General features: G+C 44.7%; 22 protein-coding genes and 1 other RNA gene. 19 read left to right on the top strand and 4 right to left on the bottom strand.

Annotated elements, in window-relative coordinates; genetic code table 11:
* From glyS to I2503_RS03870, 3 genes are all read left to right on the top strand, one after another.
* Positions 1-2,025, top strand: a complete 2,025-nt coding sequence (glyS, locus tag I2503_RS03880; protein ID WP_196967084.1) for a glycine--tRNA ligase subunit beta — start codon at positions 1-3, stop codon at positions 2,023-2,025.
* Between the two features lie 8 nt (positions 2,026-2,033).
* On the top strand, positions 2,034-2,294 hold the full coding sequence (locus I2503_RS03875) for a DUF896 family protein (RefSeq protein ID WP_196967083.1): 261 nt from the start codon (positions 2,034-2,036) through the stop codon (positions 2,292-2,294).
* Between the two features lie 263 nt (positions 2,295-2,557).
* Positions 2,558-3,400 carry an aldo/keto reductase gene (locus I2503_RS03870; protein ID WP_196967082.1) on the top strand — a complete coding sequence of 281 codons (843 nt, stop codon included), beginning with the start codon at positions 2,558-2,560 and terminating at the stop codon, positions 3,398-3,400.
* A 42-nt stretch (positions 3,401-3,442) separates the two neighbouring features.
* Here I2503_RS03870 and I2503_RS03865 read toward each other — a convergent pair whose 3' ends face one another.
* Complete coding sequence (locus I2503_RS03865; protein ID WP_196091427.1) at positions 3,443-4,114, bottom strand: TrkA family potassium uptake protein; 672 nt, start codon at positions 4,112-4,114, stop codon at positions 3,443-3,445.
* Positions 4,115-4,125: 11 nt separating this feature from the next.
* The gene (locus I2503_RS03860; protein ID WP_196091428.1) at positions 4,126-5,481 is read right to left on the bottom strand and encodes a potassium transporter TrkG; all 1,356 of its coding nucleotides are present in this window, start codon (positions 5,479-5,481) and stop codon (positions 4,126-4,128) included.
* Positions 5,482-5,611: 130 nt separating this feature from the next.
* Between I2503_RS03860 and rsmH the strand changes: the two genes are divergently transcribed.
* The 11 genes from rsmH (at position 5,612) to nadE (ending at position 16,865) form a co-directional block, all read left to right on the top strand.
* The gene (gene rsmH, locus I2503_RS03855) at positions 5,612-6,559 is read left to right on the top strand and encodes a 16S rRNA (cytosine(1402)-N(4))-methyltransferase RsmH (protein ID WP_196091429.1); all 948 of its coding nucleotides are present in this window, start codon (positions 5,612-5,614) and stop codon (positions 6,557-6,559) included.
* A 10-nt stretch (positions 6,560-6,569) separates the two neighbouring features.
* On the top strand, positions 6,570-6,881 hold the full coding sequence (ftsL, locus tag I2503_RS03850) for a cell division protein FtsL (RefSeq protein WP_196091430.1): 312 nt from the start codon (positions 6,570-6,572) through the stop codon (positions 6,879-6,881).
* A complete protein-coding gene (gene pbp2X, locus I2503_RS03845; RefSeq protein WP_196967081.1) occupies positions 6,878-9,145 on the top strand; it encodes a penicillin-binding protein PBP2X in 2,268 nt (755 codons plus the stop codon). Before ftsL ends, pbp2X begins: the two co-directional genes overlap by 4 nt.
* 1 nt (position 9,146) lies before the next feature.
* Positions 9,147-10,139, top strand: coding sequence for a phospho-N-acetylmuramoyl-pentapeptide-transferase (gene mraY, locus I2503_RS03840; RefSeq protein ID WP_196967080.1), 993 nt, complete (start codon positions 9,147-9,149; stop codon positions 10,137-10,139).
* A 216-nt stretch (positions 10,140-10,355) separates the two neighbouring features.
* Positions 10,356-11,696, top strand: coding sequence for a DEAD/DEAH box helicase (locus I2503_RS03835; protein WP_196967079.1), 1,341 nt, complete (start codon positions 10,356-10,358; stop codon positions 11,694-11,696).
* A gap of 16 nt (positions 11,697-11,712) precedes the next feature.
* Positions 11,713-12,471, top strand: coding sequence for an amino acid ABC transporter permease (locus tag I2503_RS03830; protein WP_196091434.1), 759 nt, complete (start codon positions 11,713-11,715; stop codon positions 12,469-12,471).
* Positions 12,472-12,481: 10 nt separating this feature from the next.
* On the top strand, positions 12,482-13,225 hold the full coding sequence (locus tag I2503_RS03825; RefSeq protein ID WP_196967078.1) for an amino acid ABC transporter ATP-binding protein: 744 nt from the start codon (positions 12,482-12,484) through the stop codon (positions 13,223-13,225).
* Between the two features lie 14 nt (positions 13,226-13,239).
* Positions 13,240-13,431 carry a DUF4059 family protein gene (locus tag I2503_RS03820; RefSeq protein WP_196967077.1) on the top strand — a complete coding sequence of 64 codons (192 nt, stop codon included), beginning with the start codon at positions 13,240-13,242 and terminating at the stop codon, positions 13,429-13,431.
* 78 nt (positions 13,432-13,509) lie between these two features.
* Positions 13,510-14,421: a thioredoxin-disulfide reductase gene (trxB, locus tag I2503_RS03815; RefSeq protein ID WP_196967076.1), complete on the top strand. Its 912-nt coding sequence runs from the start codon at positions 13,510-13,512 to the stop codon at positions 14,419-14,421.
* A 162-nt stretch (positions 14,422-14,583) separates the two neighbouring features.
* Positions 14,584-16,044: a nicotinate phosphoribosyltransferase gene (locus I2503_RS03810; RefSeq protein WP_196967075.1), complete on the top strand. Its 1,461-nt coding sequence runs from the start codon at positions 14,584-14,586 to the stop codon at positions 16,042-16,044.
* Entirely contained in the window at positions 16,041-16,865 is an 825-nt protein-coding gene (gene nadE / locus I2503_RS03805; RefSeq protein WP_196967074.1) for an ammonia-dependent NAD(+) synthetase, read from the top strand. Before I2503_RS03810 ends, nadE begins: the two co-directional genes overlap by 4 nt.
* Before the next feature lie 90 nt (positions 16,866-16,955).
* Here nadE and pbp1a read toward each other — a convergent pair whose 3' ends face one another.
* Complete coding sequence (pbp1a, locus tag I2503_RS03800) at positions 16,956-19,166, bottom strand: penicillin-binding protein PBP1A (RefSeq protein ID WP_196967073.1); 2,211 nt, start codon at positions 19,164-19,166, stop codon at positions 16,956-16,958.
* Entirely contained in the window at positions 19,163-19,762 is a 600-nt protein-coding gene (gene recU, locus I2503_RS03795; RefSeq protein WP_196967072.1) for a Holliday junction resolvase RecU, read from the bottom strand. Before recU ends, pbp1a begins: the two co-directional genes overlap by 4 nt.
* Before the next feature lie 66 nt (positions 19,763-19,828).
* Between recU and I2503_RS03790 the strand changes: the two genes are divergently transcribed.
* The 5 genes from I2503_RS03790 (at position 19,829) to I2503_RS03770 (ending at position 23,996) form a co-directional block, all read left to right on the top strand.
* Complete coding sequence (locus I2503_RS03790) at positions 19,829-20,362, top strand: SLOG family protein (protein ID WP_196967071.1); 534 nt, start codon at positions 19,829-19,831, stop codon at positions 20,360-20,362.
* Between the two features lie 62 nt (positions 20,363-20,424).
* The gene (gene gpsB, locus I2503_RS03785; RefSeq protein WP_196967070.1) at positions 20,425-20,793 is read left to right on the top strand and encodes a cell division regulator GpsB; all 369 of its coding nucleotides are present in this window, start codon (positions 20,425-20,427) and stop codon (positions 20,791-20,793) included.
* 13 nt (positions 20,794-20,806) lie between these two features.
* Positions 20,807-21,173: RNase P RNA component class B (gene rnpB / locus I2503_RS03780), an RNA gene on the top strand.
* A 53-nt stretch (positions 21,174-21,226) separates the two neighbouring features.
* Complete coding sequence (locus I2503_RS03775; protein WP_196967069.1) at positions 21,227-22,387, top strand: class I SAM-dependent RNA methyltransferase; 1,161 nt, start codon at positions 21,227-21,229, stop codon at positions 22,385-22,387.
* Positions 22,388-22,403: 16 nt separating this feature from the next.
* Complete coding sequence (locus tag I2503_RS03770) at positions 22,404-23,996, top strand: cell division site-positioning protein MapZ family protein (RefSeq protein ID WP_196967068.1); 1,593 nt, start codon at positions 22,404-22,406, stop codon at positions 23,994-23,996.
* Positions 23,997-24,371 lie beyond the last annotated feature (375 nt).

Genomic DNA, 24,371 nt, shown 5'->3' with positions numbered 1-24,371 from the left:
ATGACAAAGACAGTTTTGCTTGAACTCGGTTTAGAGGAGATGCCAGCCTATCTTGTGACACGGAGCATGGATCAATTAGGTCAGCGCGTGGCAGACTTTTTGAAAGCTCATCGTTTGGATTTTGAAAAAATTGAAACATTTTCAACACCCCGCCGTTTGGCAGTACGGGTTAAGGGCTTGGCAGACCGCCAGACGGACCTGGTGGAAGATTTCAAAGGACCAAGTAAGAAAATTGCCCTAGACGCTGACGGTCATTTTACGAAAGCCGCAGAGGGGTTTGTTCGAGGGAAAGGGTTGACAACAGACGCGATTCGCTTTGAGGAGATCAAGGGTGAAGAGTATGTCTATGTCACCAAGGAGGAAAAAGGACAGGCTGCGGAAGATATTCTTCCGAATCTAACAGAAACTTTGGAAGCCATGACTTTCCCTGTCAGCATGCATTGGGCTAACTATACCTTTGATTATATCCGTCCGGTTCATACCTTGACCCTCTTGGTGGATGATCAGTTGCTTGAGGCTCGTTTCTTGAATTTAGAATCGGACCGTACCAGTCGTGGACATCGCTTCTTGGGACAGGAAGTCAGCCTAGCGTCAGCGGATAGTTACGAAGCAGATTTGCGTCAAGCGTTTGTGATTGCAGACCCAGCAGAACGGACTCAAATGATTCTCGATCAAATCGCGGATTTGGAGCAGGCTAATGGGGTTCGGGTAGAGATTGATGCAGCCCTTTTGAATGAGGTTCTTAACTTGGTTGAATACCCAACAGCCTTTCTTGGTTCCTTTGATCCTAAATACTTAGAATTGCCGGAAGAAGTTTTGGTAACGTCTATGAAGGCGCATCAACGCTATTTTGTTGTTCGGGATCAGGATGGGAACCTTTTGCCGCACTTTGTTTCTGTTCGAAACGGAAATGCGGAGCATTTGGCCAATGTGATTAAGGGGAATGAAAAAGTACTGGTCGCTCGTTTGGAAGATGGGGAATTTTTCTGGAAAGAAGATCAGAAATTGGTCATCGAAGACCTGCTTCCTAAATTGGCCAAGGTGACCTTCCATGAGAAAATTGGAAGTCTTGCAGAACATATGGAGCGGACAGCTCACATTGCAGCCTACTTGGCCGATCAAGTTGGGTTGACGGAAGAAGAGAAGGAAGATCTCGCACGCGCAGCTCAAATCTATAAATTTGACCTCTTGACAGGCATGGTTGGTGAATTTGATGAATTACAAGGAATTATGGGAGAGAAATATGCCCTTCTTGCAGGTGAAAAACCAGCTGTAGCCCAAGCCATTCGGGAACACTACTTGCCGAATTCCAGTGAAGGTTCACTACCAGAAAGTCGAGTTGGAGCTGTCTTGGCTGTGGCAGATAAAATGGATACCTTGCTCTCCTTCTTTACTGCTGGATTGATTCCAAGTGGTTCCAATGACCCATATGCTCTACGTCGGGCAACCCAGGGGATTGTGCGGATTTTGGATGCCTTTGGTTGGGATTTGGACTTGCAGGATCTCCAAGATGCCTTCTACCAAAATCAATGGTACCAGCATAAGGACGAAGTATTGGACTTCTTTAACGCTCGTATTGAAAAAATGATGGATGCCTCTATCAATAAGGACATTGTTCGAGCAGTTTTGGCCAATAGCCAGTTCAAGGTTTCTTCTCGTCTCTTAGCAGCCAAAGCTCTAGCGCAAGCAGCTCAAACAGAGGGCTTCAAAGAAGCTGTTGAAAACCTTTCGCGTGTCTTTAACCTAGCAGAAAAAGCCGAGGAAGTTGAAGTGGACAGCAGTCTCTTAGAGTCTGACTCAGAGAAAGCTCTAGCGGATGCAGTGGATAACCTATCCTGGTCTGAGGATATGACCGTAAATATGCAGGAGCTCTTTGCTTTGGCTCCACTGATTGCCGCTTTCTTTGAGAACAATATGGTCATGGCAGATGATCTTGCTGTCCGTGCCAACCGCCTAGCCCTTTTGGCTCGCTTACGCCAAAAAGCTAGCCGTCTCGCCCACTTTACCTTGCTTCAGACGAAATAGGAGAAAAAATGGAAGATTCAAAAATTCAACGCATCAATGAGTTGGCCAAAAAGAAAAAAGAAGTTGGTCTAACGGAGGCGGAATTGGAAGAGCAGGTAGCTCTTCGCAAGGAATATATTCATGGCTATCGTCGCAGCCTGCAGGCCCATATTGAGGGGATTAAGCTGGTGGACGAAGATGGCAACGATGTAACGCCGGACAAATTGAAACAAATTCAAAAAGAAAAAGGCTTACATGGTCGTCATTTGGAAGACGACGGGGAAGCCTAAGTAAAAGTAGAATGTCAGGGAGGCTGGGCAAAAAGTACCAGTCTCGAACTTTTATTTAGCAAAAACACTTTGACGTAGTGGTTGATTGGTGTTTTCATTCGCCTTACAGGCTCTGGAAACAACCTGATCAACTGTGCGGGGGTGGGAAGACGAACTCTTTTTTAATCAACGGAGTTCTTTCCCACTCCCTCTTTCTCATATTCTTGGAAATTGGAAGCAGATTTTGCTATAGTGGATATAGGAAAAATAAAGGAGGAAATGAGATGGAAGTGTATACTCTGTCAAATGGTGTTCAGATTCCTAAGATTGGATTTGGGACATGGCAAATTCCGGAAGGGGAATTAGCTGTCCAGTCAGTTGCCTATGCCTTGGAAGCTGGTTATCGTCATATTGATACGGCTCAGATTTATGGGAATGAGGCCAGTGTTGGGCAAGCCCTCGCACAGAGCAACTTAGATCGTCAAGATATTTTTGTAACCACCAAGGTTTGGAATGACAAGATTGGGGTTGAGGACACTCGTGCTTCTCTCGAAGAATCCATGGAAAAACTTGGTTTGGACTATATTGATTTAGTTTTGATTCATTGGCCCAATCCAGCTGCGAGTCGAGAGCAGTTACCATGGCAGGAGCGGAATGCTCAAGTGTGGAAGGCGCTGGAGTCTCTTTATCGTGAAGGAAAAATCAAGGCGATTGGTGTGTCTAACTTCATGATTCATCATTTGGAAGCTTTGTTAGAGACTGCGGAAGTTGCACCTCAAGTGAATCAGGTTATGCTTGCTCCTGGAACTCCACAAAAGGACCTGGTAGCCTACTGCCAAGAAAAGGGAATTCAACTAGAAGCCTATAGTCCTTTTGGAACGGGTACCTTGTTTGAAAATGAAGAGGCTGCAAAACTAGCGCGAGAAGCAGGCTTAAGCCTTGCCCAGTTAGCTTTGGCTTGGTCTTTGGATAAGGGTTTTGTTCCCCTTCCAAAATCAACCAGTCCAGAGAATATTCAGGCGAATCTAGCGATTGAAGGACTTCAAATTGACCCTCATGCAGTTGAAGTTTTAGACAAACTGCAAGGTGTTAAGGGGCAGTTGGATCCGGATCAAGTTGATTTTTAGATAAGAGAAAAGGCAGATTGGAAAATCTGCCTTTTTATCATGTTAAAGTCGGGAAATCAGAGATTCGAAGTTATCGACGAGTTCACTTTCTGTTACAGCCATCAGCAATTCTCCTTCCTTGAAGACATAGTCGGCTGAAACATGAATATTGAGGTTGGAGTCCCTTTGTTCACGAAAACCGATGATATTGAGTTTGTAGTTGCGGCGTAACTCTAGCTGGCTGAGACTTTTTCCAATCCAGCGCTGAGGCGGGTAAAACTCAATAATGGAAACATCCTTGTCCAGCTGTATAATATCTGTGGTTTCCCGATGGAGAATGTGCTTGGCCAGGGAGACTCCGGTTTCGCGTTCGGGTGAGATAACCCGATCAGCTCCAATTTTTTCCAAGACTTGACGCGTGGTTTTGCTTTTAACTTTGGCGATGACTTTTTCAACTCCAAGGTTCTTACAGTGCATGACTGCTAGTACGCTCGATTCCAAGTGTTGACCGGTTGCTACGACAACTGTGTCGCAGGTATCGATGCCTGCGGCTTGGAGGAGTTCGAAGTCGGTAAAATCCCCAACAACGCCGTGCGTTAAAATTGCTTCGTAATGGTTAATGGCTTCCTCATGATCATCAACTGCGATAATATCACAATCAAAATTACTAAGGGTATTGACAATACTGCGTCCAAAGACCCCAAGGCCCAGGACACCAATGGTAGGTCTTGCCATGGTATTCCTTTCTAACCAACCAGAAGATTGGCTTTTGCATATTTCAAAGTCGATTTACGACTTGGTGTATGGTCTGCAAATGAAATTAGAAGAGTGAGCGGACCAATTCGTCCCATAAACATCAACAGCATAATAATGGTCAAGCAAGCGTGGTTGAGGGAAGAAGTCAAGTTGGCACTTACACCGACCGTGGATAGGGCTGATACAGCCTCCATCATGACATATAAGAATCGGTGACTATCTCCATCAAAATATGAGAGGAGAGCCAAACTAGACATCAAAGCCACGAAGTAGACCATGAGTATGATGAATGACTTCTGAACAGTCTTTGGTGAAATGGTTCTTTTCCAGAAATTCACATGAGGTAACCCCAAAATTTCTGAACGCGCAAAGGCCAGTAAAACCAAAAAAGTCGTGATTTTAATACCACCAGCAGTCCCTCCGGGTGCCCCACCGATAAACATCTGATGAACTAGAACGATGATGGTCGACGGTCGCATCTGAGTAAAGTCAACGGTTGAAAAACCAGCTGTTCGAACAGTCACACTTTGGAAGAAAGCCACCAGTAGGCTATTTCCGAAATCATATTCACCAAGAATAGCCGGGTTGTTGTATTCAGTAATCAAGGTTGTAATGGTCCCAATCGCCAAAAGTAAGAGATTATAGAGGAGAACTACCTTAGTGTGAAAGCGAAGGCGTTTAAAACGGTGTTTTTCTCGCCAGTTGGTCCGTAAGTCAAACCAAACTGAGAATCCTAATCCCCCTGTAATAATCAAAAAGGAGATGGTCAGAATGACCAGAGGATCAATCTGGTATTGAATCAGACTGGATCGGCCTAAATTGTCGAAGCCGGCATTACAGAAGGCCGATACGGATAGGAAAAGCGAAGTGAAGAGCCCGTCCCAGAATCCCAGCAGAGGCACAAAGCGAAAACTCAATAAGAATGTTCCGATACCCTCAAGTAAGAAAGTAATTAGGAACACTGATTTCAAGAAAGATTTCATGGATTGGGGTTGACTATAACTCGTACTTTCCTGAATCGCCGCTCGGTTGGAGTAACTCAGCTTCTGTTGCGAACGCATGTAAAAGAGACCTATAAAACTAATAAAACCAAGACCGCCAATTTGAATCAGGATCATGGCAATGATTTGCCCCCAGATATTGTAGGTCTCTGACAAAGGAACGACAGATAGTCCCGTCACGCAGACCATAGACACAGCCATAAAGAGGTGGTCAAAATAGGTGGCCATGGAATAGGGAGTCTGCACCATAGGCAGACTAAGAGCAAGCGACCCGATAAAACTGACCAGGGCGAAGCTAATAAAAATTCGTCTGGCCGGTGGTTGCTTGGATAAAAAACGATACATAAGCTCGATCATCCTTTTGAAATGCTGTGTTTATTCTATCATATTTTTACACTCCTGTTTCAAGTGAAGTCAGATTCCAGCAAAGGTGATTTTTGAAAATGGACCGGCTTTGCGGTATAATAGTTTGGATATGAAAAAAGAATTCCATCATGTAACAGTATTATTAAGGGAGACAGTTGATTCTCTTGCAGTTAAACCCGACGGTATCTATGTGGATGCGACCTTGGGGGGGGCGGGGCATAGTGAATACTTGTTGTCACAATTAAGTGACCAAGGCCATTTGTATGCCTTCGACCAGGATCGGAATGCCATTGATCATGCTAAGGTACGTCTGGCTCCCTATGTGGAGCGTGGCATGGTGACTTTTATTGAGGATAACTTCCGAAACCTTCAACTTGCCTTAGCTCAGCATGGAGTGACTGCTATCGATGGAATCTGTTATGATTTAGGAGTTTCTAGTCCCCAACTAGACCAGCGGGAGCGTGGTTTTTCATACAAGCAAGATGCTCCTCTCGACATGCGGATGGATCAATCGGCTTCATTGACAGCCCATCAAGTGGTCAATGATTATCCTTACGAAGATTTAGTACGTATTTTCTTTAAGTATGGGGAAGATAAATTTTCAAAACAAGTGGCGCGGAAAATCGAAAGTGCACGGAGATTAGCACCAATCGATACGACTACGCAACTAGCGGAAATTATTAAATCTGCCAAGCCGGCAAAGGAACTTAAGAAAAAAGGTCATCCGGCCAAGCAAATTTTCCAAGCTATTCGAATAGAAGTGAATGATGAATTAGGGGCTGCGGAGACCTCCCTGGACCAGGCTTTGGAGATGATCAAACCAGGTGGAAGAATATCCGTCATCACCTTCCATTCTTTGGAAGACCGACTTACTAAAGTTCTATTTAAAGAGGCTTCGACGCTAGAAGTCCCTAAAGGGATTCCACTTTTACCAGACCAATTGCAAGCAGACTATCGCTTGGTACATCGGAAGCCTATTTTGCCGTCCAAGGAAGAATTGGAAGCGAACAACCGGGCTCATTCAGCCAAGCTACGAGTCATTGAACGTGTTAAATAAGGAGCAAGCTATGCCCCAGGATAACCGGCCCGGGGGGCGCTTTCGTCGTCCCTTGAGCAGACTTGAAAAACTATTTTACGGTACCATTGTAGCGACGACGGTGATTGTCGCTATTGCAACAGTCTTTTTACAGACTCAGATTCTGCAAGTAGAGCGGGACTTGGCCACTTTAAATTCTCAAGTAGAACGTAAGCAAACGGAAATCACCGAGGCCAAGCAACAGGTCAATGAGTTGAGCCGCTATGAACGCTTCCAAAAATTGGCGGAAGAGCAAGGAATGTCTGTGAAAAACGATAATTTAGTAACGGCGGATAAACCATGAGACGACTGTGGAAGAATTGGCGTCACTCAATCTTGAGGGCGCGCAAATCGACAACGGAAAATCGGCAACGGGTTGGGAAGCAGCTCAGTGTTTTAACGGTCTTTCTATTCTTTGTTTTTTTGATTAACTTTGCGGTTATCATTGGTACGGACACGAAGTTTGGCGTGGACTTATCAGAAGCGGCCAGACGGGTACACCAAGAAGTTCGAGTTAATCCGGCTAAAAGGGGGACCATTTATGATCGAAATGGGATTCCGATTGCGGAAGATTCTACTACCTATAATGTCTTTGCCGTGATTGATAAAGAATACACTTCAGCCAAAGGGGAGAAGTTGTATGTGGATACGGATCAGTACCAGCAGGTGGCAGACCTATTTGAAAGATTTCTAGAGATGGAACCCGACTATGTACGCAAGCAGCTCAGTCAAGAGGGCTTGCGGCAGGTTTCTTTTGGGAGCAAAGGGAATAATTTGTCCTATGGGACCATGACGGAGATCAAGCAGGCAGCGGAAGAAGCCGGCATTAAGGGGATTGACTTTTCAACTAGTCCTAGCCGAAGTTATCCGAATGGAAATTTTGCTTCTCAATTTATTGGACTGGCTCAGTTGACTGAACATGAAGACGGTAGCAAGACTTTGGTGGGAAATACCGGTCTGGAAGCGTCCATGAACAGTACCCTTGCTGGGATAGACGGAGTGACCACCTATGAGAAAAACCGTACCGGAAGCATTATTCCAGGAACAGAAAAGGTTGAAAGTAAGCGTGTGGATGGACAAGATGTTTATACTACTTTGTCAGCCAACCTTCAGACTTACCTGGAAACTCGGATGGATGCCTTTCAAGAACGAACCAAAGGAAAGTGGGCTACTGCAACGTTGATTTCGGCTAAAACGGGTGAGATTCTGGCGACGACTCAGCGACCAACCTTTAATCCGGATACCAAGGAAGGTTTGGATGATGAAAACTTCACTTGGTCCTCCTCTCTTTATCAGAGCAACTACGAGCCAGGGTCAACTATGAAGGTCATGACCTTGGCGGCAGCTATAGACGACAACAACTTCCCAGCTAATGAACTTTTCGACAATACGGAGTTGAAGGTCATTGATGCCACGATTCGGGACTGGTCGGTTAATAATGGAACCTCTACTGGTCAGGTTATGAGCTTTGCCCAAGGTTTTGCATACTCCTCTAACGTTGGGATGGTCCAGTTGGAGCAGAAGATGGGAGATGACAAGTGGTTGGATTATTTGTCCCGTTTCCGTTTCGGAGTCCCTACTCGTTTTGGAATGGGGAATGAATCCTCTGGCCTCTTACCAGCGGATAATGTTGTTTCGATTGCCATGTCCTCCTTTGGACAGGGGATTTCTGTGACCCAGGTGCAATTGCTTCGCGCTTTTTCAGCCATTGCCAATGACGGGGTCATGTTGGAACCGAAATTTATTTCTGCCATTTATGATGAAAATAAAGATGCAGCCCGAAAGGGATCAGTAGAAATTATGGGGAATCCGGTATCACAAAAGGCTGCTAGTCAGACTCGGGACTATATGGTAACAGTTGGGAGCGATCCCTTTTATGGAACCTTGTATGATCGCTATTCTTCGGACTTGAGTTTGCAAGGACCCATTATTCAGGCTGGTGGTCAGAATATCGCGGTGAAATCAGGTACGGCCGAAATTGCTAAAGAGGACGGAACGGGGTACCTTGAGGGGACCTATATGAACTCGGTAGTGGCCATGTCCTCTGCTGAAGACCCTGACTTTATCATGTACGTGGCCACAGCGGAACCCGAGACTTTTGACCCATTGATGTGGCGGGATATTGTTAATCCGGTCTTAGAAGAAGCGATAGCCATGAAAGATACACTCAATCTGACAGAAACGAGCCCGGTATTGGATCAAATCACTAAGGAATTTACCTACGAGATGCCAGATACTACGGATGTGACACCAGGGAATCTAGCGGATACCCTCCGGCAGAATGTAGTGCAACCGATTATTTTAGGGACAGGAACGTCTATTCGTAAGCTATCTGCCAATACAGGAAACAAGCTTAAGGCTAATCAACAAGTCTTGATTTTAACCAATAGTTTTGAAGAAGTTCCTGATTTCTATGGGTGGAGTCCAGAGATGATTCAACAATTCGGGGAATGGATGGGCATCGAGATGGATATTCGTGGTTCAGGTAACCATGTGGTTCGTCAAAATGTAGATCCAAACACACAATTGAAAAAAGTCAAAAAAATTAGAGTGACCTTGGGAGAATAATATGAATACCGAACTCTTTGTCAGTATAATTTCTTTTTTACTGACGGTACTATTGATGCCAGTCTTCATTCGAACCTATAACAAGGCCAAGATTTCTGGTCAGCAAATGCATGAAGATGTTAAACAACATCAGGCCAAAGCGGGGACACCTACGATGGGGGGGATTGTTTTTCTTCTAGTAGGCAGTCTCGTAGCCTTTCTTAGCTTGATTTGGTCTGATAATTGGACAGCCAATGCTGGGATGGTTTTGCTAATCCTGGTTTTATATGGCTTAGTTGGTTTTTTGGATGACTTCTTGAAAGTTTTTCGCCGGATTAATGAAGGGTTGAATCCACGTCAGAAGCTACTCTTGCAATTGATAGGTGGGGTTTTGTTTTTCTTCTTTGCAGACAATCATATGGGGACCTTGAATCTCTTCGGGTATCCATTGCCTTTAGGGATATTGTACCTACCTTTTGTTCTCTTCTGGTTGGTTGGATTTTCCAATGCAGTCAATTTGACCGATGGGATTGACGGTTTATCGAGTATCTCGGTGGTAATCTCGATTTCTGCCTATGGTGTGATTGCCTACATGCAACAACAATGGGATATCCTCTTGATTATTGCTTCGATGATTGGTGGTCTTCTTGGATTCTTCCTCTTTAACCGCAAGCCGGCTAAAGTCTTTATGGGGGATGTCGGTAGTCTAGCCCTTGGTGGTATGCTGGCGGCGATTTCTATGGCCCTGCACCAGGAGTGGACCCTTTTATTGATTGGCTTGGTCTATGTCATTGAAACGGCATCTGTAATGTTGCAGGTGGCTTACTTTAAGTATACTCGTAGAAAATATGGGGAAGGGCGTCGTATTTTCCGCATGACTCCTTTCCATCACCACCTAGAGTTAGGTGGCCTTTCTGGTCATGGGCCAGCATGGTCTGAATGGAAGGTTGACTTCTTCCTATGGGGACTGGGGCTCTTAACTTCGCTTTTAGCACTAGCTATTCTTTACTTGTAATGAAAAAGATTCTTCCAGAACTGGTTTAGGTCTAGTTTACGGAGAATCTTTTTTTGATATTTTTGGGAACATACGTGTGGAATTGATTAATTTTCCAGCCCAATTTTCACGTGGTGTTCCTTTTTTGTGAACAAGTCTAGCTGTAATGGATTTTTCCAGCCTTTTTCCTTTTTCCAATGTGGTATAATAGTAAGAAGTTAAAAAAGGATGTGACGCATGAAATTTACAGATTTTCAATTTAAGGACTTTCTTCAGCAAGCCCTGAAGGCAATCAACTTTCAGCAACCAACAGAAGTACAGGAAAAATTAATTCCGGTTGTCTTGAGTGGGAAGGATCTAGTAGGAGAATCGAAAACAGGGTCTGGGAAGACCCACACTTTCTTGCTCCCTATTTTCCAAAAGTTAGAGGATCTGCCCTATACACAAGCGGTCATTACGGCTCCTAGTCGAGAGCTAGCGGACCAAATCTATCAAGCCTGTAAGCAGCTGGCGAGCTACGCACCCTTTTCTGTTCGCCTAGCTAATTATGTTGGTGGGACAGATAAGGCCCGACAAATTGAACGTTTATCTAAAAGCCAACCCCATATTGTGATTGGAACACCAGGTCGAGTCAACGACTTGGTGGCCAGTGGTGATCTGGATATTCATCGGACTCAGACCTTTGTGGTAGATGAAGCGGATATGACTTTAGATATGGGTTTCCTAGAGACGGTTGACCAGATTGCTTCACGTCTACCTAAGGATGTCCAAATCTTGGTATTTTCTGCGACCATTCCGCAAAAGTTGCAACCTTTCCTGAAAAAATATTTGCAACAACCAGTTATGGAGCAGATTGCTACCAAGACGGTTATCGCAGATACCATTGAGAATTGGTTGGTTTCAACCAAAGGTCGTGACCGCAATGCGTTAATTTACCGAATGACTCAAATGATTCAGCCTTACTTGGCCATGATTTTTGTCAATACAAAGGGCCGGGCAGAGGAACTTTATACGTATCTCCAGGAGCAGGGCTTGAAAGTTGCTCGTATCCACGGAGATATTCCGCCTCGGGAACGCAAGCGAACCATGAACCAGGTGAAAAATTTGGAATATACCTATGTAGTGGCAACAGATCTCGCAGCACGTGGAATTGATATTGAAGGAGTTAGTCATGTGATTAATGATGCCATTCCTCAAGATCTATCATTCTTTGTTCACCGTGTAGGTCGTACAGGCCGAAATGGCTTGACTGGAACCGCTATAACCCTTTATTCTCCGCAGGATGACTCGGCCATTCGGGATTTGGAGAAAATGGGGATTTCCTTCCTTCCAAAAGAAATGAAAGACGGAGCTTTTGTCGACACCTATGACCGGGACCGCCGGGCCCAAAGGGAGAAAAAACGAGAAAAACTCGACACTGAAATGATTGGTTTGGTTAAGAAAAAGAAAAAGAAAATCAAGCCAGGCTACAAGAAAAAGATTCAGTGGGCGGTCAACGAAAAACGCAGAAAAACCAAACGGGCTGAACGCCGTGCTCAGGGCCGTGCAGAACGGAAGGCTAAGCGTCAGACCTTTTAGGAATATGAGGTAATGTATGATCCCGAATCTAGGAATTAGTTTTTATGAAAATTTGATGAATCGTTTGCCTGATGGGCAACTCTTTAGTGTACGAGCAGTTTTTGATGGTCTACCTCGGATTTTAGAGCGGCTGCCGATTACCTTGGGCTTGACCCTCGCGGGTTCTATCTTTGGCCTGCTCTTAGCAGTACTTTTTGCTTTAGTAAAGATCCGACGCGTGCGGATTCTTTACCCCGTTCAAGCGGTTTTTGTTAGCTTTTTGCGGGGAACACCGATTTTGGTTCAGTTAATGTTAACCTATTATGGAATTCCACTTCTTTTGAAAGCTTTGAACCAGAGTCTGGGAACCGATTGGAATATCAATGCGATTCCTGCAGTCGTTTTTGCAGTGGTGGCCTTCGCTTTTAATGAAGCTGCCTATGCCAGTGAGACCATTCGTGCTGCAATTCTTGCAGTAGATCCTGGAGAGATGGAAGCGGCGCGGAGTTTGGGTATGACAGAAAGTCAAGTCTACCGTCGTGTTGTTTTTCCGAATGCCGCTGTTATTGCACTGCCAACCTTGATAAATAATTTGATTGGCTTAACGAAGGGAACCTCTTTGGCCTTCAATGCGGGGGTAGTTGAGATTTTTGCCCAAGCTCAAATCTTGGGAGGAACTGATTACCGCTACTTTGAGCGTTTTATTTCCGTTTCCCTTGTGTATTGGGCTGTCAGCATCTTGATTGAGCAATTTGGCCGTTGGTGGGAACGCCGCCTAGCCATTGGTGATGAATAGGAGGCCTCAGATGATTTCAGTTACAGGTTTAAGCAAAAAATTCGGTAAACAAGTGATTTTAGATAAGCTGGATGTGACGATACAGAAGGGGGAAGTGATTGCCTTGATTGGTTCTTCAGGGGCTGGTAAGTCAACCTTTCTTCGGAGTCTCAATTTTTTAGAAACCGCTGATGCTGGTACCATTCAAGTAGAAGATAAAGTGTTGGATGTTAAGACTGCAAGTAAGGAAGATATCTTGGCCTTGCGGCAACAACTGTCTATGGTTTTCCAACAGTTTAATCTCTTTTCTAGACGTACAGTGTTAGAAAATGTTATGGAGGGGCTGGTTCAGGTGAAAAAAATGCCTGTACCTAAAGCCAAGGATTTGGCCTTAAAAGAGTTGACCAAAGTGGGGCTGGCTGACAAGGTGGACCAGTATCCAAAACAATTGTCAGGAGGCCAGAAGCAACGGGTTGGTTTGGCTCGCGCCCTAGCCATGAAACCAAGTGTTTTATTATTGGATGAGCCAACATCTGCCTTAGACCCTGAGTTGGTTCGTGAGGTGGAGAAGGCTATTAGCCAGGCCGCGGATGACGGGCAAACCATGATTTTGGTCAGTCACGATATGGCCTTTGTCGAGCAAGTAGCCGATCGAGTTTTATTCTTAGAAAAAGGAAAAATTATCGAAGAGGGTACACCAGACGAAATTTTCCATCATCCTAAGCAGGAGCGGACCAAGGTCTTCTTGGCCAATTATCGTAGAGATGAGGTTTGAGGATGCTGGCGGAGATGATGAGGCTCTACTTTCAGAGCTTATTGATTACAACGGTCGGGACTATGGTTCTGGCCTTGTTCTTCTACTTTCGTGGATTGGGAAAGGGACGGAGTAAGCGAGAAATGAGGCATGAGGTCTTTATTGCCTCTTGTTTAGTGATTCCGATTTTTTCCTTTGCAGTGATGGCCTTATTGATTGTGCTCTGATCTTCTTGAAACGGATTTCTTGAAATTGCTAGGAGATGGGACTATAATGACAGTAAAAGCTACAAGAGGAGAAAATCTATGTATGACACACTGATTATTGGGGCCGGACCGGCTGGAATGACTGCTGCCCTTTATGCCGCACGTGGTAATTTGAAGGTTGCGCTCTTGGAACGCGGGATTCCAGGCGGGCAAATGAATAATACCGCAGATATTGAGAATTATCCAGGTTTTGCTAAGATTTCTGGTCCAGAATTAGCCGATCACATGTTCCAACCTTTGGAAGGATTTGGCGTGGAATATATTTTTGGCTGGGTTCAATCTGTTGAGGATAAAGGAGACTACAAGGTAGTCCATACGGACTCTGGGGATTTCCAAGCCAAGACAGTAGTTGTTGCTACTGGTTCATCCCATCGTCAGTTGGGGGTGCCAGGTGAAGCAGAGTACAATAGTCGCGGAGTTTCCTATTGTGCAGTCTGTGACGGAGCCTTCTTCCGAGATGAGGATATTTTGGTTGTTGGTGGAGGTGATTCGGCTGTGGAAGAGGCGCTCTTCCTTACTCAGATGGGAAAAACAGTGACCATCGTTCATCGTCGGGATGAACTTCGAGCCCAGAAAATTCTACAGGATCGGGCCTTTGCAAACGAAAAAATCCATTTTATTTGGGATACTGTGGTCAAGGAAATAAAAGGCGATGATCGGAAGGTTCAAAGCGTTGTCCTTGAAAATCTTAAGACCGAAACCGTGACAGAAGAGGCTTTTGGAGCTGTTTTCATCTATGTTGGTTTAGATGCTGTTAGTGAATTTGTATCTGATTTAGGGATCACGGACGAAAACGGATGGATTCCAACCGATCACGAGATGAAAACCAAAGTAGATGGTATTTATGCCATTGGCGATATTCGTCAAAAAGACCTTCGGCAAATTACCACAGCTGTTGGCGATGGAGCAATGGCTGGTCAGCAGGTCTATAAATATATTTCAGAATTATAATAATTAGGCTGGGTTTGTCTCAGCCTTTTTTGTTATGTAGATTCTAGAATGAACGTCCATAATGAAAACACTGTGAAAGCAGTGAAATCTTCCATCATTTCCTAGCTTTTTACAGCTTCCTTCATGTGGTATAATAGGACTAGTATTTTTGAAGGAGTCAATATGTATCCAGATGATAGTTTGACCTTGCATACAGATCTGTATCAGATCAATATGATGCAGGTTTATTTTGAACAAGGTATTCACCAAAAACACTCCGTTTTTGAATTGTATTTCCGGAAATTGCCATTTAAGAATGGTTACGCTGTTTTTGCTGGTTTGGAACGGGTGATTCAATACCTCCGGGATTTCCGCTTTACTGAATCAGATTTAAATTATCTACGTGATCAGGGATACCAGGAGGACTTTCTAGCCTACCTTAAGAATTTCCGGTTAACCTTAACCGTTCGGTCCATGCAAGAAGGGGATCTGGTTTTTGCGAACGAGCCCTTGATGCAGATTGAAGGAGAACTAGCACAGTGTCAGTTGGTGGAAACAGCCCTCTTAAATATCATCAACTACCAAACCTTGATTGCAACCAAGGCTGCACGAATTAAGTCTGTTATCGGGGATGAGCCGCTGCTAGAATTTGGTACCCGTCGGGCTCAAGAGATGGATGCAGCCATTTGGGGAACCCGGGCCGCATTTATTGGAGGGGCATCTGGAACCAGTAATGTCCGGGCTGGGAAACGGTTTGCGATCCCCGTGGCAGGGACCCACGCCCATTCACTGGTTCAAGTATACGGCAATGACTACCAAGCTTTTAAAGCTTACGCAAAAACCCATCGCGACTGTGTATTCTTAGTAGATACCTATGATACATTGCGGCTGGGTGTGCCTGCGGCGATTCGTGTCGCCAAGGAAATGGGAGATCGAATCAACTTCTTAGGTGTCCGGATTGATTCGGGCGATATTGCTTATATTTCAAAAAAAGTCCGCCAGCAGCTAGATGATGCAGGTTTTATCGAGGCGAAAATTTACGCATCGAATGATTTGGATGAGACGACGATTCTTAACCTCAAGATGCAAAAGGCTAAAATTGATGTCTGGGGTGTCGGGACCAAGTTAATTACAGCTTACGACCAGCCTGCACTAGGTGCAGTCTACAAAATTGTCTCTATTGAAGATGACCAGGGACAAATGCGGGATACCATTAAATTGTCAAGCAATGCGGAAAAGGTATCCACTCCAGGTAAGAAACAGGTTTGGCGAATTACCAGTGGCAGTAAGGGCAAATCCGAAGGAGATTACATTTCCTTTGCGGATCAGGATGTGAATCAGTTACCTGAATTGGAAATGTTCCACCCTACCTATACCTATATCAACAAACGAGTCAAGGATTTCCAAGCAGTTCCTCTTTTAAAAACAATTTTTGAAGATGGGGTACAGATTTACCAGTCTCCGAATTTGGTAGATATTCAGGCTCATGCGCGTACAGCTTTTGACAAACTCTGGGATGAGTACAAACGCGTTCTTAATCCACAGGATTATCCAGTAGATTTGGCCCGAGACGTTTGGGAAAACAAAATGGAACTGATTGAAAAGGTTCGCCGTCAGGCTATGGAAGAAGGAGTAGATGCATGAGCTTACAAGCAGAAATTATTCAGGCTCTTGGAGTAAAGTCCGCAATTGATGCTCAGGCAGAGATCCGCAGAAGTATTGAATTGCTCAAGGAATACATGGAGAAACATCTCTTCTTGAAAACCTATGTCCTTGGTATCTCGGGTGGACAGGACTCCACCTTGGCGGGTCGCTTGGCACAAATGGCTATGGAAGAGTTACGATTGGAGACGGGCGATCCCAACTATCAATTTATTGCTGTACGTCTTCCTTACGGTCAACAACTAGATGAAGCGGATGCGCAAGCAGCACTTGATTTTATCCAAGCAGACCAAGTTGTAACTGTGAATATCAAAGAAAGTGTAGATGCTTTGGTTGCAAGCTTAGAGTTTGCAGGCCAAAGTATTTCCGATTTTAATAAAGGCAACATCAAGGCTAGAGCCCGGATGCAGGTTCAGTATGCCATTGCAGGTGCGCAACAAGGGGCTGTGATTGGTACAGATCATGCGGCAGAGAATTTAACAGGCTTCTTCACCAAGTTTGGAGACGGTGCCGCCGATATCCTCCCCCTGTACCGACTTAATAAACGCCAGGGTCGTCAACTCTTGCAAACCTTGCAAGCGCCAGCTGCTCTCTACGAAAAAGTACCGACTGCAGATCTGGAAGAAGAGAAACCGCTCTTGTCCGATGAACAGGCGTTAGGAGTTTCCTATCAAACAATTGATGATTATTTAGAAGGGAAAAGTGTTTTAGCTCAAGACCAAGCTCGAATTGAAGAACTCTGGTTCAAAGCCCAACATAAACGCCATCTCCCGATTACAGTATTTGATGACTTTTGGAAGTAATTTAAAAAAAGCTCAAGTTAATGCGAAACTTGAGCTTTTTGAGTATCTGCTGAAAAAATCCCAGCGACTTATCGCTGGGATTACTCATTACTACTCAAAACCGAATTGATTTCTCCCCGTGTTGTTGGCTCCGTTTCCTTCACTTGAAGATGGTAGGTTGGGATTAGGGAAGGTTGTATCGAAACTAGATGAAGGAAGTGTTCCATCTTCAGTGGAAGATGGGGTAGAGCTACTAGAGCTTGATGGTAAATAGGTATCCTCATCGTCTTCGTCATCATAACGGTTGGTATTGGTGTTGTTTGGAACTTGGCGTGCACCTCGAGCAGCATTTGAAGTATCTGCTCCGTTTTTGAAGACATAACTTCCGCTGCGATAGAGACCGCTTGGCATTGGGAAGTCCTCGTTTCCGTTTGGATGGAGGTAGGCCATCATGTTCCGGTAAACGCTAGTCGCAACGTCAATACCACTATCGAGGACTGGTGTGAAGCGGTTATTGTAACCGGTCCAGACTGCCATGGCGTATTGTGGTGTGTATCCTACAAACAGCTCATCCGGTGCAGCGATGTAAGAACCAGCGGTAGAACGAGTCAGCAATGGGACTTCGTCATCTCCGTAGTTGGAGGTACCGGTCTTACCTGCTTGGTAGAGACCAGCGATTGCTGCGTTTCTACCAGTATTATGCGTTAAAACAGTTTTGAGCATATCGGTAACCATGTAAGCTGTTTGTTCAGACATAGCCCGATTTCCTTTATCTGTTAAGTCTTGGGAACTTCCATCTTGGTAAACCACACGATTGACATATTGCGGTTTATAGTAGGTTCCGCCGTTAGCAAATGCAGCATAGGCTGCAGCCATTTTCTCAGAACTAGCCCCGTATTGACGATCTGAAATCGTGGTGTTACTTGAGATGGCGTTGGCATAAACCATATCAGGATAGTTGATTCCTAAACCATTGAGGAATTGAAGGGAGTCTTCAAGACCGACAGCTTCCAAGGCCCGGACAGCCGGTACGTTCCGTGAGTCTTGGATAGCATATTGAAGCGTAATCGTTCCTAGGTAACGGCGGTCATAGTCGTAAACCGGTGTGTTAGTGCCAGGGTAGTTATAAGGGGTATCGTAAACGTAAGTTCCTGTTGAATCATAGATACCATTTTCGATTGCAGGTGCATAATCAGTGATAGGCTTCATAGAGGAACCAAAGTCACGATTGGTTTCAACGGCTTGGTTGGTTCCGAATGAAACGTTGTTGGATTGGTTTCGACCACCGAGTTGGGCAACAACGCGTCCATTTGTTACATCCACGATGGTTGATGCAACCTGCATTTCATCATCTGGATAGGCAACGTAATCATAGGTATTATAGATATTCCACAATTGCTGTTGAGCTTCAATATCAACGTTGGTGTAGACTTCCATACCAGTTGTTAACAAGTTTTTACCTGTTTCCGTTTCAACTTGTTCAATTACCTGTTTGAGGTAGTTATCCAAGTAAGCTGGGTAGCTTTCAGTCCTGCGGAGACTTTGAAGACCATCGGTAATTGGTGTGTTGATGGCTTGCTCATATTGTTCAGCGGAGACGTAATTCATGTCCTTCATCTCACGCAAGACCAAATTCCGACGTTCTAGGGCTGCTTCGGGATTGGTGTATGGATCGTATTGGTTAGGTGCCTGAGGCATTCCAGCCAAGAGAGCCAATTGTGGTAAACTCAAGTCACGGAGATCTTTTCCATAGTAACTTTGAGCGGCCGTCTTCATTCCGTAATTTCCGTTGGACATATAGACCTTGTTGATGTAGTAGGTTAGGATTTCCTGCTTGGTCACTTGTTGCTCCAGTTGCATAGCTAGCCAAGCCTCCCGTGCCTTCCGGCTCAAAGTCTGGTCAGATGCAGCGGTAGAGAAATAGGTCAGCTTGATTAATTGCTGTGTTAGGGTTGATCCTCCCTGCGTTCCACTGCTTGTCAAGTTATTGAGGGCTGCTCCCGCAATCCGAATGGCATCCAAGCCACGGTGGTCAAAGAAGCGATGGTCCTCAATGGATACGATGGCATTGACCAATTCGACTGGAATTTCTTCCGGCGAAGCATTCTCTCGTTTCTCCGAACCCAAATCTGCAATCAAGTTGTTTTGATTGTCATAGATTTTGGAGGAAGTTGTCGCAATCAATTGTTCCTCAGACAAGGTCGGGGATGTGATTGCAAAATAAAGGAAAACCGCTCCCCCCAAGGCAACCAATGCCAAGAAGAGCGATAGCATTCCGAGGACAAGAAACTTGCCTAGTCTCGGCCATGAAAAATTCTTCATTTAGACTTACCACCTATTAAATGTTCTTCGATGATTTCCAAATAGGGTACGCTAGGGAAGGCCCCCAAAGAAATCGAGTAGCCATGTTCCCGAATAAACTCTATAGGAAGAGACTTCCAATTATCTTGGAAGCTTCGTATGAGAGCTTCTGCCGGAAGCAGATAGGTCTCCTGCAATGTTGAAAAGTGGAGCAAAGCAAAGCAAATTCCCTCCTGTTCCAAGACCTGTCCCATATGCTCAATCTGGTGGGCGTGGAAATTTTTCAAAGGCATACCTGTTTTCTGCCGCGTTTCCTTGGCTTCAAAGTCGAGGTAATAGCCCTTATAAACTCCAGAGTAATCCGTAGTAGACGCTTGTCTAAAATAAGCCTCTACAATTTTAGCGCGGCTTCGCTGGGGATAGTCCACCCGGACAATTTGCACCGGCGTCGGTTTTTTATGAATCACAGCTAGCCCTTTTGTGAGATAATAGGAATTGGTTTCATTAAGCATGTTTTCGAAAGACATTCCCCGGTTGGCAAAATTGGTCCTCTTCTTTTGGGACCGAGGCAGGCCTGAACGGGTCTGTCTTGCAAGTTTGGACGGATACTGAACCATAAGCCTCCTTTTGCAACATTACACCCAACCATTATACCACACTTTAGAAAGAGGAACTGTTTTAAAATGGCGACATTATTAGCAGCAGGTTACACCAGTTTTGAACTGGGTATTTTTGGTACCAAGGATGCTCGTCTTCCAATCCTTAAAAGTCTTCTTAAGCGCACCTATCGTCGCTACCTTGAAGAAGGCATTGATTATATTGTTTTTCGTGGTCAACTTGGTTTCGATGCCTGGTCACTTGATGTTTTGGAAGAACTTCGAGCTGAAGGTTACGATTTTCAGATGGCCTGTGTTTTTCTTTTTCAAGATCAAGGAAAAAATTGGAACGAAGCCAATCAAGCAGTCTTAGAGCGTTTTAAAGGTCTAGATTATGTTGCCGCAGCATATGAAACCTATGAAAATCCGGGACAGCTCAAGGCCTACCAAGAACTTCTGCTAAGGCATGCCCGAGAAGTTTTACTATTATATGATGAGGAAAACCCAACTAACCTCAACTATTTGAGGATTGCAACCCAAGAAAAAGGAATCCCCTTACAATTGCTGGGTTTTTCCGAATTAAACGAAGAAGCGGAAAATTTTTTAAAAGATAATGGCTAGCCCTTGCTAAACTTACAAAAGATTTTATATAATTAGACTTATAAATCAGAACGGAGAGAGAGATGGCCAGTATTCAGTTTACCTCGAAAGATATTTTTGACAAAGATTTTAAGACAGCCGTAAGGGGCTATAATAAAGAAGAAGTTGATGAGTTTCTAGATGATGTGATCAAAGATTATGAAACCTATGCAGCTCTGGTTAAAGAATTGCAACAAGAAATCCAAGAATTAAAGAAAAAAGTTGCTAAACCAAGCCCCCAGGAGCCAGTACAACCACGGGTACAGGCACAAGCACCTGTACAACCGACTTATGCTCAGACAGCTCTTCCCAAGGAACAGGCGGTTTCAGTTTCCAATTATGATATTTTACGCCGTTTGAACCGTCTTGAGAAAGAGGTCTTTGGCAAACAGATTGTCGAAAAAGGTTTGTAATCAAGAACGTGTAATTTTTGGATAATCGCATACTTGCTTGTCAAGTATGAGGAAAGTCCATGCTAGCACCAGCTGTGATGCTGGTAGTGTTTGTGCTAGGCGAAGACATAAGCCTAGGGACGAGAAATCGTTACGGCGGTCGAAAAAGCTAAGTCCACGGATAAGCTTTACTAGACCTGAAAGTGCCACAGTGACGGAGTTTTCCTGGAAACGGGAAAAGTGGAACGCGGTAAACCCCTCAAGCTAGCAACCCAAATTTTGGTCGGGGCATGGGATGCCTGGAATCCGAACGGAGCATCCTGACCGGGATACCGGTAGACAGATGATTATCGAAGGAAATAAGACCTAGTTATTTCCGGAACAGAACATGGCTTATAGAAAATTACACATAGGTAGCTAGCGTATGCTAGCTTTTGTTTTATAGAGGAAAAGTATGAAAAAAGAATTTCAAATAGTGGCAACGGCTGCAGCGGGTCTGGAAGCCTTGGTGGGGCGTGAGCTACGAGATATGGGAATTGACTGTCAGGTTGAAAATGGCAAGGTTCGATTTCAAGGCGGCCAGGAGATGTTTATGCGCGCCAATCTTTGGCTACGTACTGCTGATCGGATTAAATTAGTCTTGGGACAGTTTCCAGCCAAGACTTTTGAGGACCTTTATCAAGGTGTCTTTGCCATCGATTGGCAAGACTATCTTCCGCTTGGTGTTCAATTTCCTGTTTCTAAGGCTCGTTGTGTTCGATCCAAGTTACATAATGAACCTAGTGTGCAGGCGATTACTAAAAAGGCGATTGTTCGAAAAATGCAGAAAGTTTATGCGCGCCCAGAAGGTGTTCCCGTGCCTGAAACAGGCCCTGTATTCTCTATTGAAGTAGCCATTCTTAAGGATCAAGTTATGGTTCTGCTAGATACTAGTGGCGACAGTCTCTTTAAACGTGGTTACCGTACCGAGAAGGGAGGGGCGCCCCTCAAGGAAAATATGGCCGCTGCCTTAGTTAATCTTTCGAATTGGTTCCCAGATAAACCTTTAGTCGACCCCACCTGTGGGTCTGGAACCATTGTGATCGAGGCTGCAATGAAGGCACTCAACCAGGCTCCTGGTTTGCAGCGGTCTTTTGCCTTCGAGGCATGGCCTTGGGTTGATCAAGCTCTTTGGAAAATGGTAAAAGAAGAGGCTAAAGCAGCCAAGAAGACGAATCTGGATCTAAGAATTATGGCCTCCGATCTTGACGGGAAGATGGTGAGCTTGGCCCAGGAAAATGCGAAACGAGCCGGTGTGGCTTCAAGTATTTCCTTTAAGCAAATGCGGTTACAAGACTTTCGGACAGATCTTATTAATGGCGTCATTATTGCCAATCCCCCTTACGGGGAACGCTTGATGGATGATGAAGGCGTGACCCGCTTGTATCAGGAAATGGGAGAAACGTTTGCTCCCTTGAAAACTTGGAGTAAGTTCATTCTGACTAGTGACAGTCAATTTGAGGAGAAATTTGGCAGTGTGGCGGATAAGAAGAGAAAATTGTATAATGGAACTCTAAGAGTAGATTATTATCAATATTACGGAGAGCGCGTGAGACGTTCGGAGAGTGAATCTTAATTAGAAGGAGAATCATATGTCGAAACAAGATGGAATTCCGCCGCAATCGGAACATGATGGCATCTTGGACCTAGAACAGGCGCAAGATCTAACCGTCGCAGAAGCGGTCCGCAAGAATGAAGAAAGTAAAGCGGGGATTGTGGCCGGGGATAATGCCTTGGACAAGTATATCAAGCAGCATAAAGATGAAATCCAGCAAGCTAAATTTGATACCCAGACCATTGACTTGTCCGAAGCAACTAGGAGAGTTTCGGAGAACCTAAGCTCTGAGACCAGCATTCAAGTGGCTTCCACTTTTAACAGTGAAGCAATTTCTGAAGTTGCGGATAAGGTTGATGATTTGGGACAAACAACTGTTTTTGACTCGATCCCGGTGGAATCAGTAGCATCTTCTACGGGGCCGGAGGAAGAAACCAGTGAGGTGGATGTGACATTTGCGGCTAGTCCTGCAGCAGTTTCTTCGGTTCATTCAACGGTTTCAGCAACCGAGGAGTTTGCTGCTGAGGGGGCACGGCATGTGGCCAACCTTCCTTTTTATAAGAAAAAATCCTTTGTATACTCAGCGGCTGCTGCTTTAGCGATTCTTGTTTTAGGTGGGACTAGCTATGCCTTGTTGCAACAATCGCAACAGTCTTACCAACAAACCACTTCATCTAGTTCCTCAAGTCGCTCATCTAGTTCGAGTTCGAGCCAGGATGAAAAGACAGTGGAAGAAAATTTGAAGGCCTTCAATGATTTGTTGGATACCTTTTATACTTCGTCAGAGAAGACAGCATTGAAGAATGCTGCCTTTGGAGATTTACCAAAACTACAAGAAGCTCTGAATAAGCTAAGAAATACCAAAGAGTATGATAAGGCTAAGGAGACTTATGACAAATTGTCCAAGGAAATCTCTGCTATTCAAGACCTCAATGCGCAGTTTGAGTCACCAGTTTTAGTTGATGGTGAAATTCAGGCAGATGCTAGACCCAAAGCTAATGCATCTTTTGGTGATATCGATAGTGGCAACGAGAGCTTAAACGCCTTAATTAAACAAGGCTTAGAGAAAGGACGGCAAGAGGCTGTGGCAGCGCCAGCACCACAAACGGCTAACGCTGCTTCCAACGCCGGATCTGCAACGACAGAGGCACAAGCACAAACACCGGCTCCGACTGAGACTGCGCCTGTGGCACCCGTGCAAGCGACAGCTCCAGTAAATCCAGCACCTGCGACCACAACGATCTCTCCAGGTGGACAAGCCTATCCAGCAATGGTGGTTACGCCTGAAGCAGCAACAGCAGTTGTTCCAGCTGGTGGCGGCTACATCAACTGGGGTATTCCAATCCAACGTCAGTTGAGTCGCGTAACATATGATCCTGCAAAATTGGTGGACTCTGAAAATCAAGCTTGGTTCTTTACTCCGGGTGTACTGGAACGGATTTTGGATGATGCCCGTCGCAACGGCTACATTGTAGGCAACCAGTACATCCTGGAGCGGGTGAATATCATTAATGGGAACGCCTACTTCAACCTCTTTAAACCTGACGGAACCTATCTCTTCAGTATTAATGCTAAAACTGGTTATTACGTAGGGAACGCACCTGGTGGAGCGGATGCTCTTGATTATTAACATGTAGAAATAGGACTGGAAACATCATCCAGTCTTATTTTTTTGAAAGTGGTGTGATGAGAGGATTGGAGGAAATCTATAAAGTGATATACTCTTTTAGTTTATCTTTTATTACTGTGTTAGCTCGTCTTGCCGTACTTCAGTACTGTCTACGACTCGCTGCCTTGTACTAAAAGTAAACTAAAACTCCAAGCAGGCTTCGCCTGCTAACTCATGACAGAAAATTAGTTCAGGTATATAATAAAGAAGAGCAATACAAATCCGTAAGTTTATTAGGGCTTTGCCGAGCCTGTAACTAAAACTGGATGAATAAGAGTCATGAGATAACTCGAATACGCCTTGAGCGTGAAAATAAAATTACAAAACAGCCTCTTA

Source organism: Streptococcus sp. NLN64 (assembly GCF_015831295.1).
GTDB lineage: Bacteria > Bacillota > Bacilli > Lactobacillales > Streptococcaceae > Streptococcus.
This window is presented reverse-complemented; position numbering and strand designations above follow the sequence as displayed.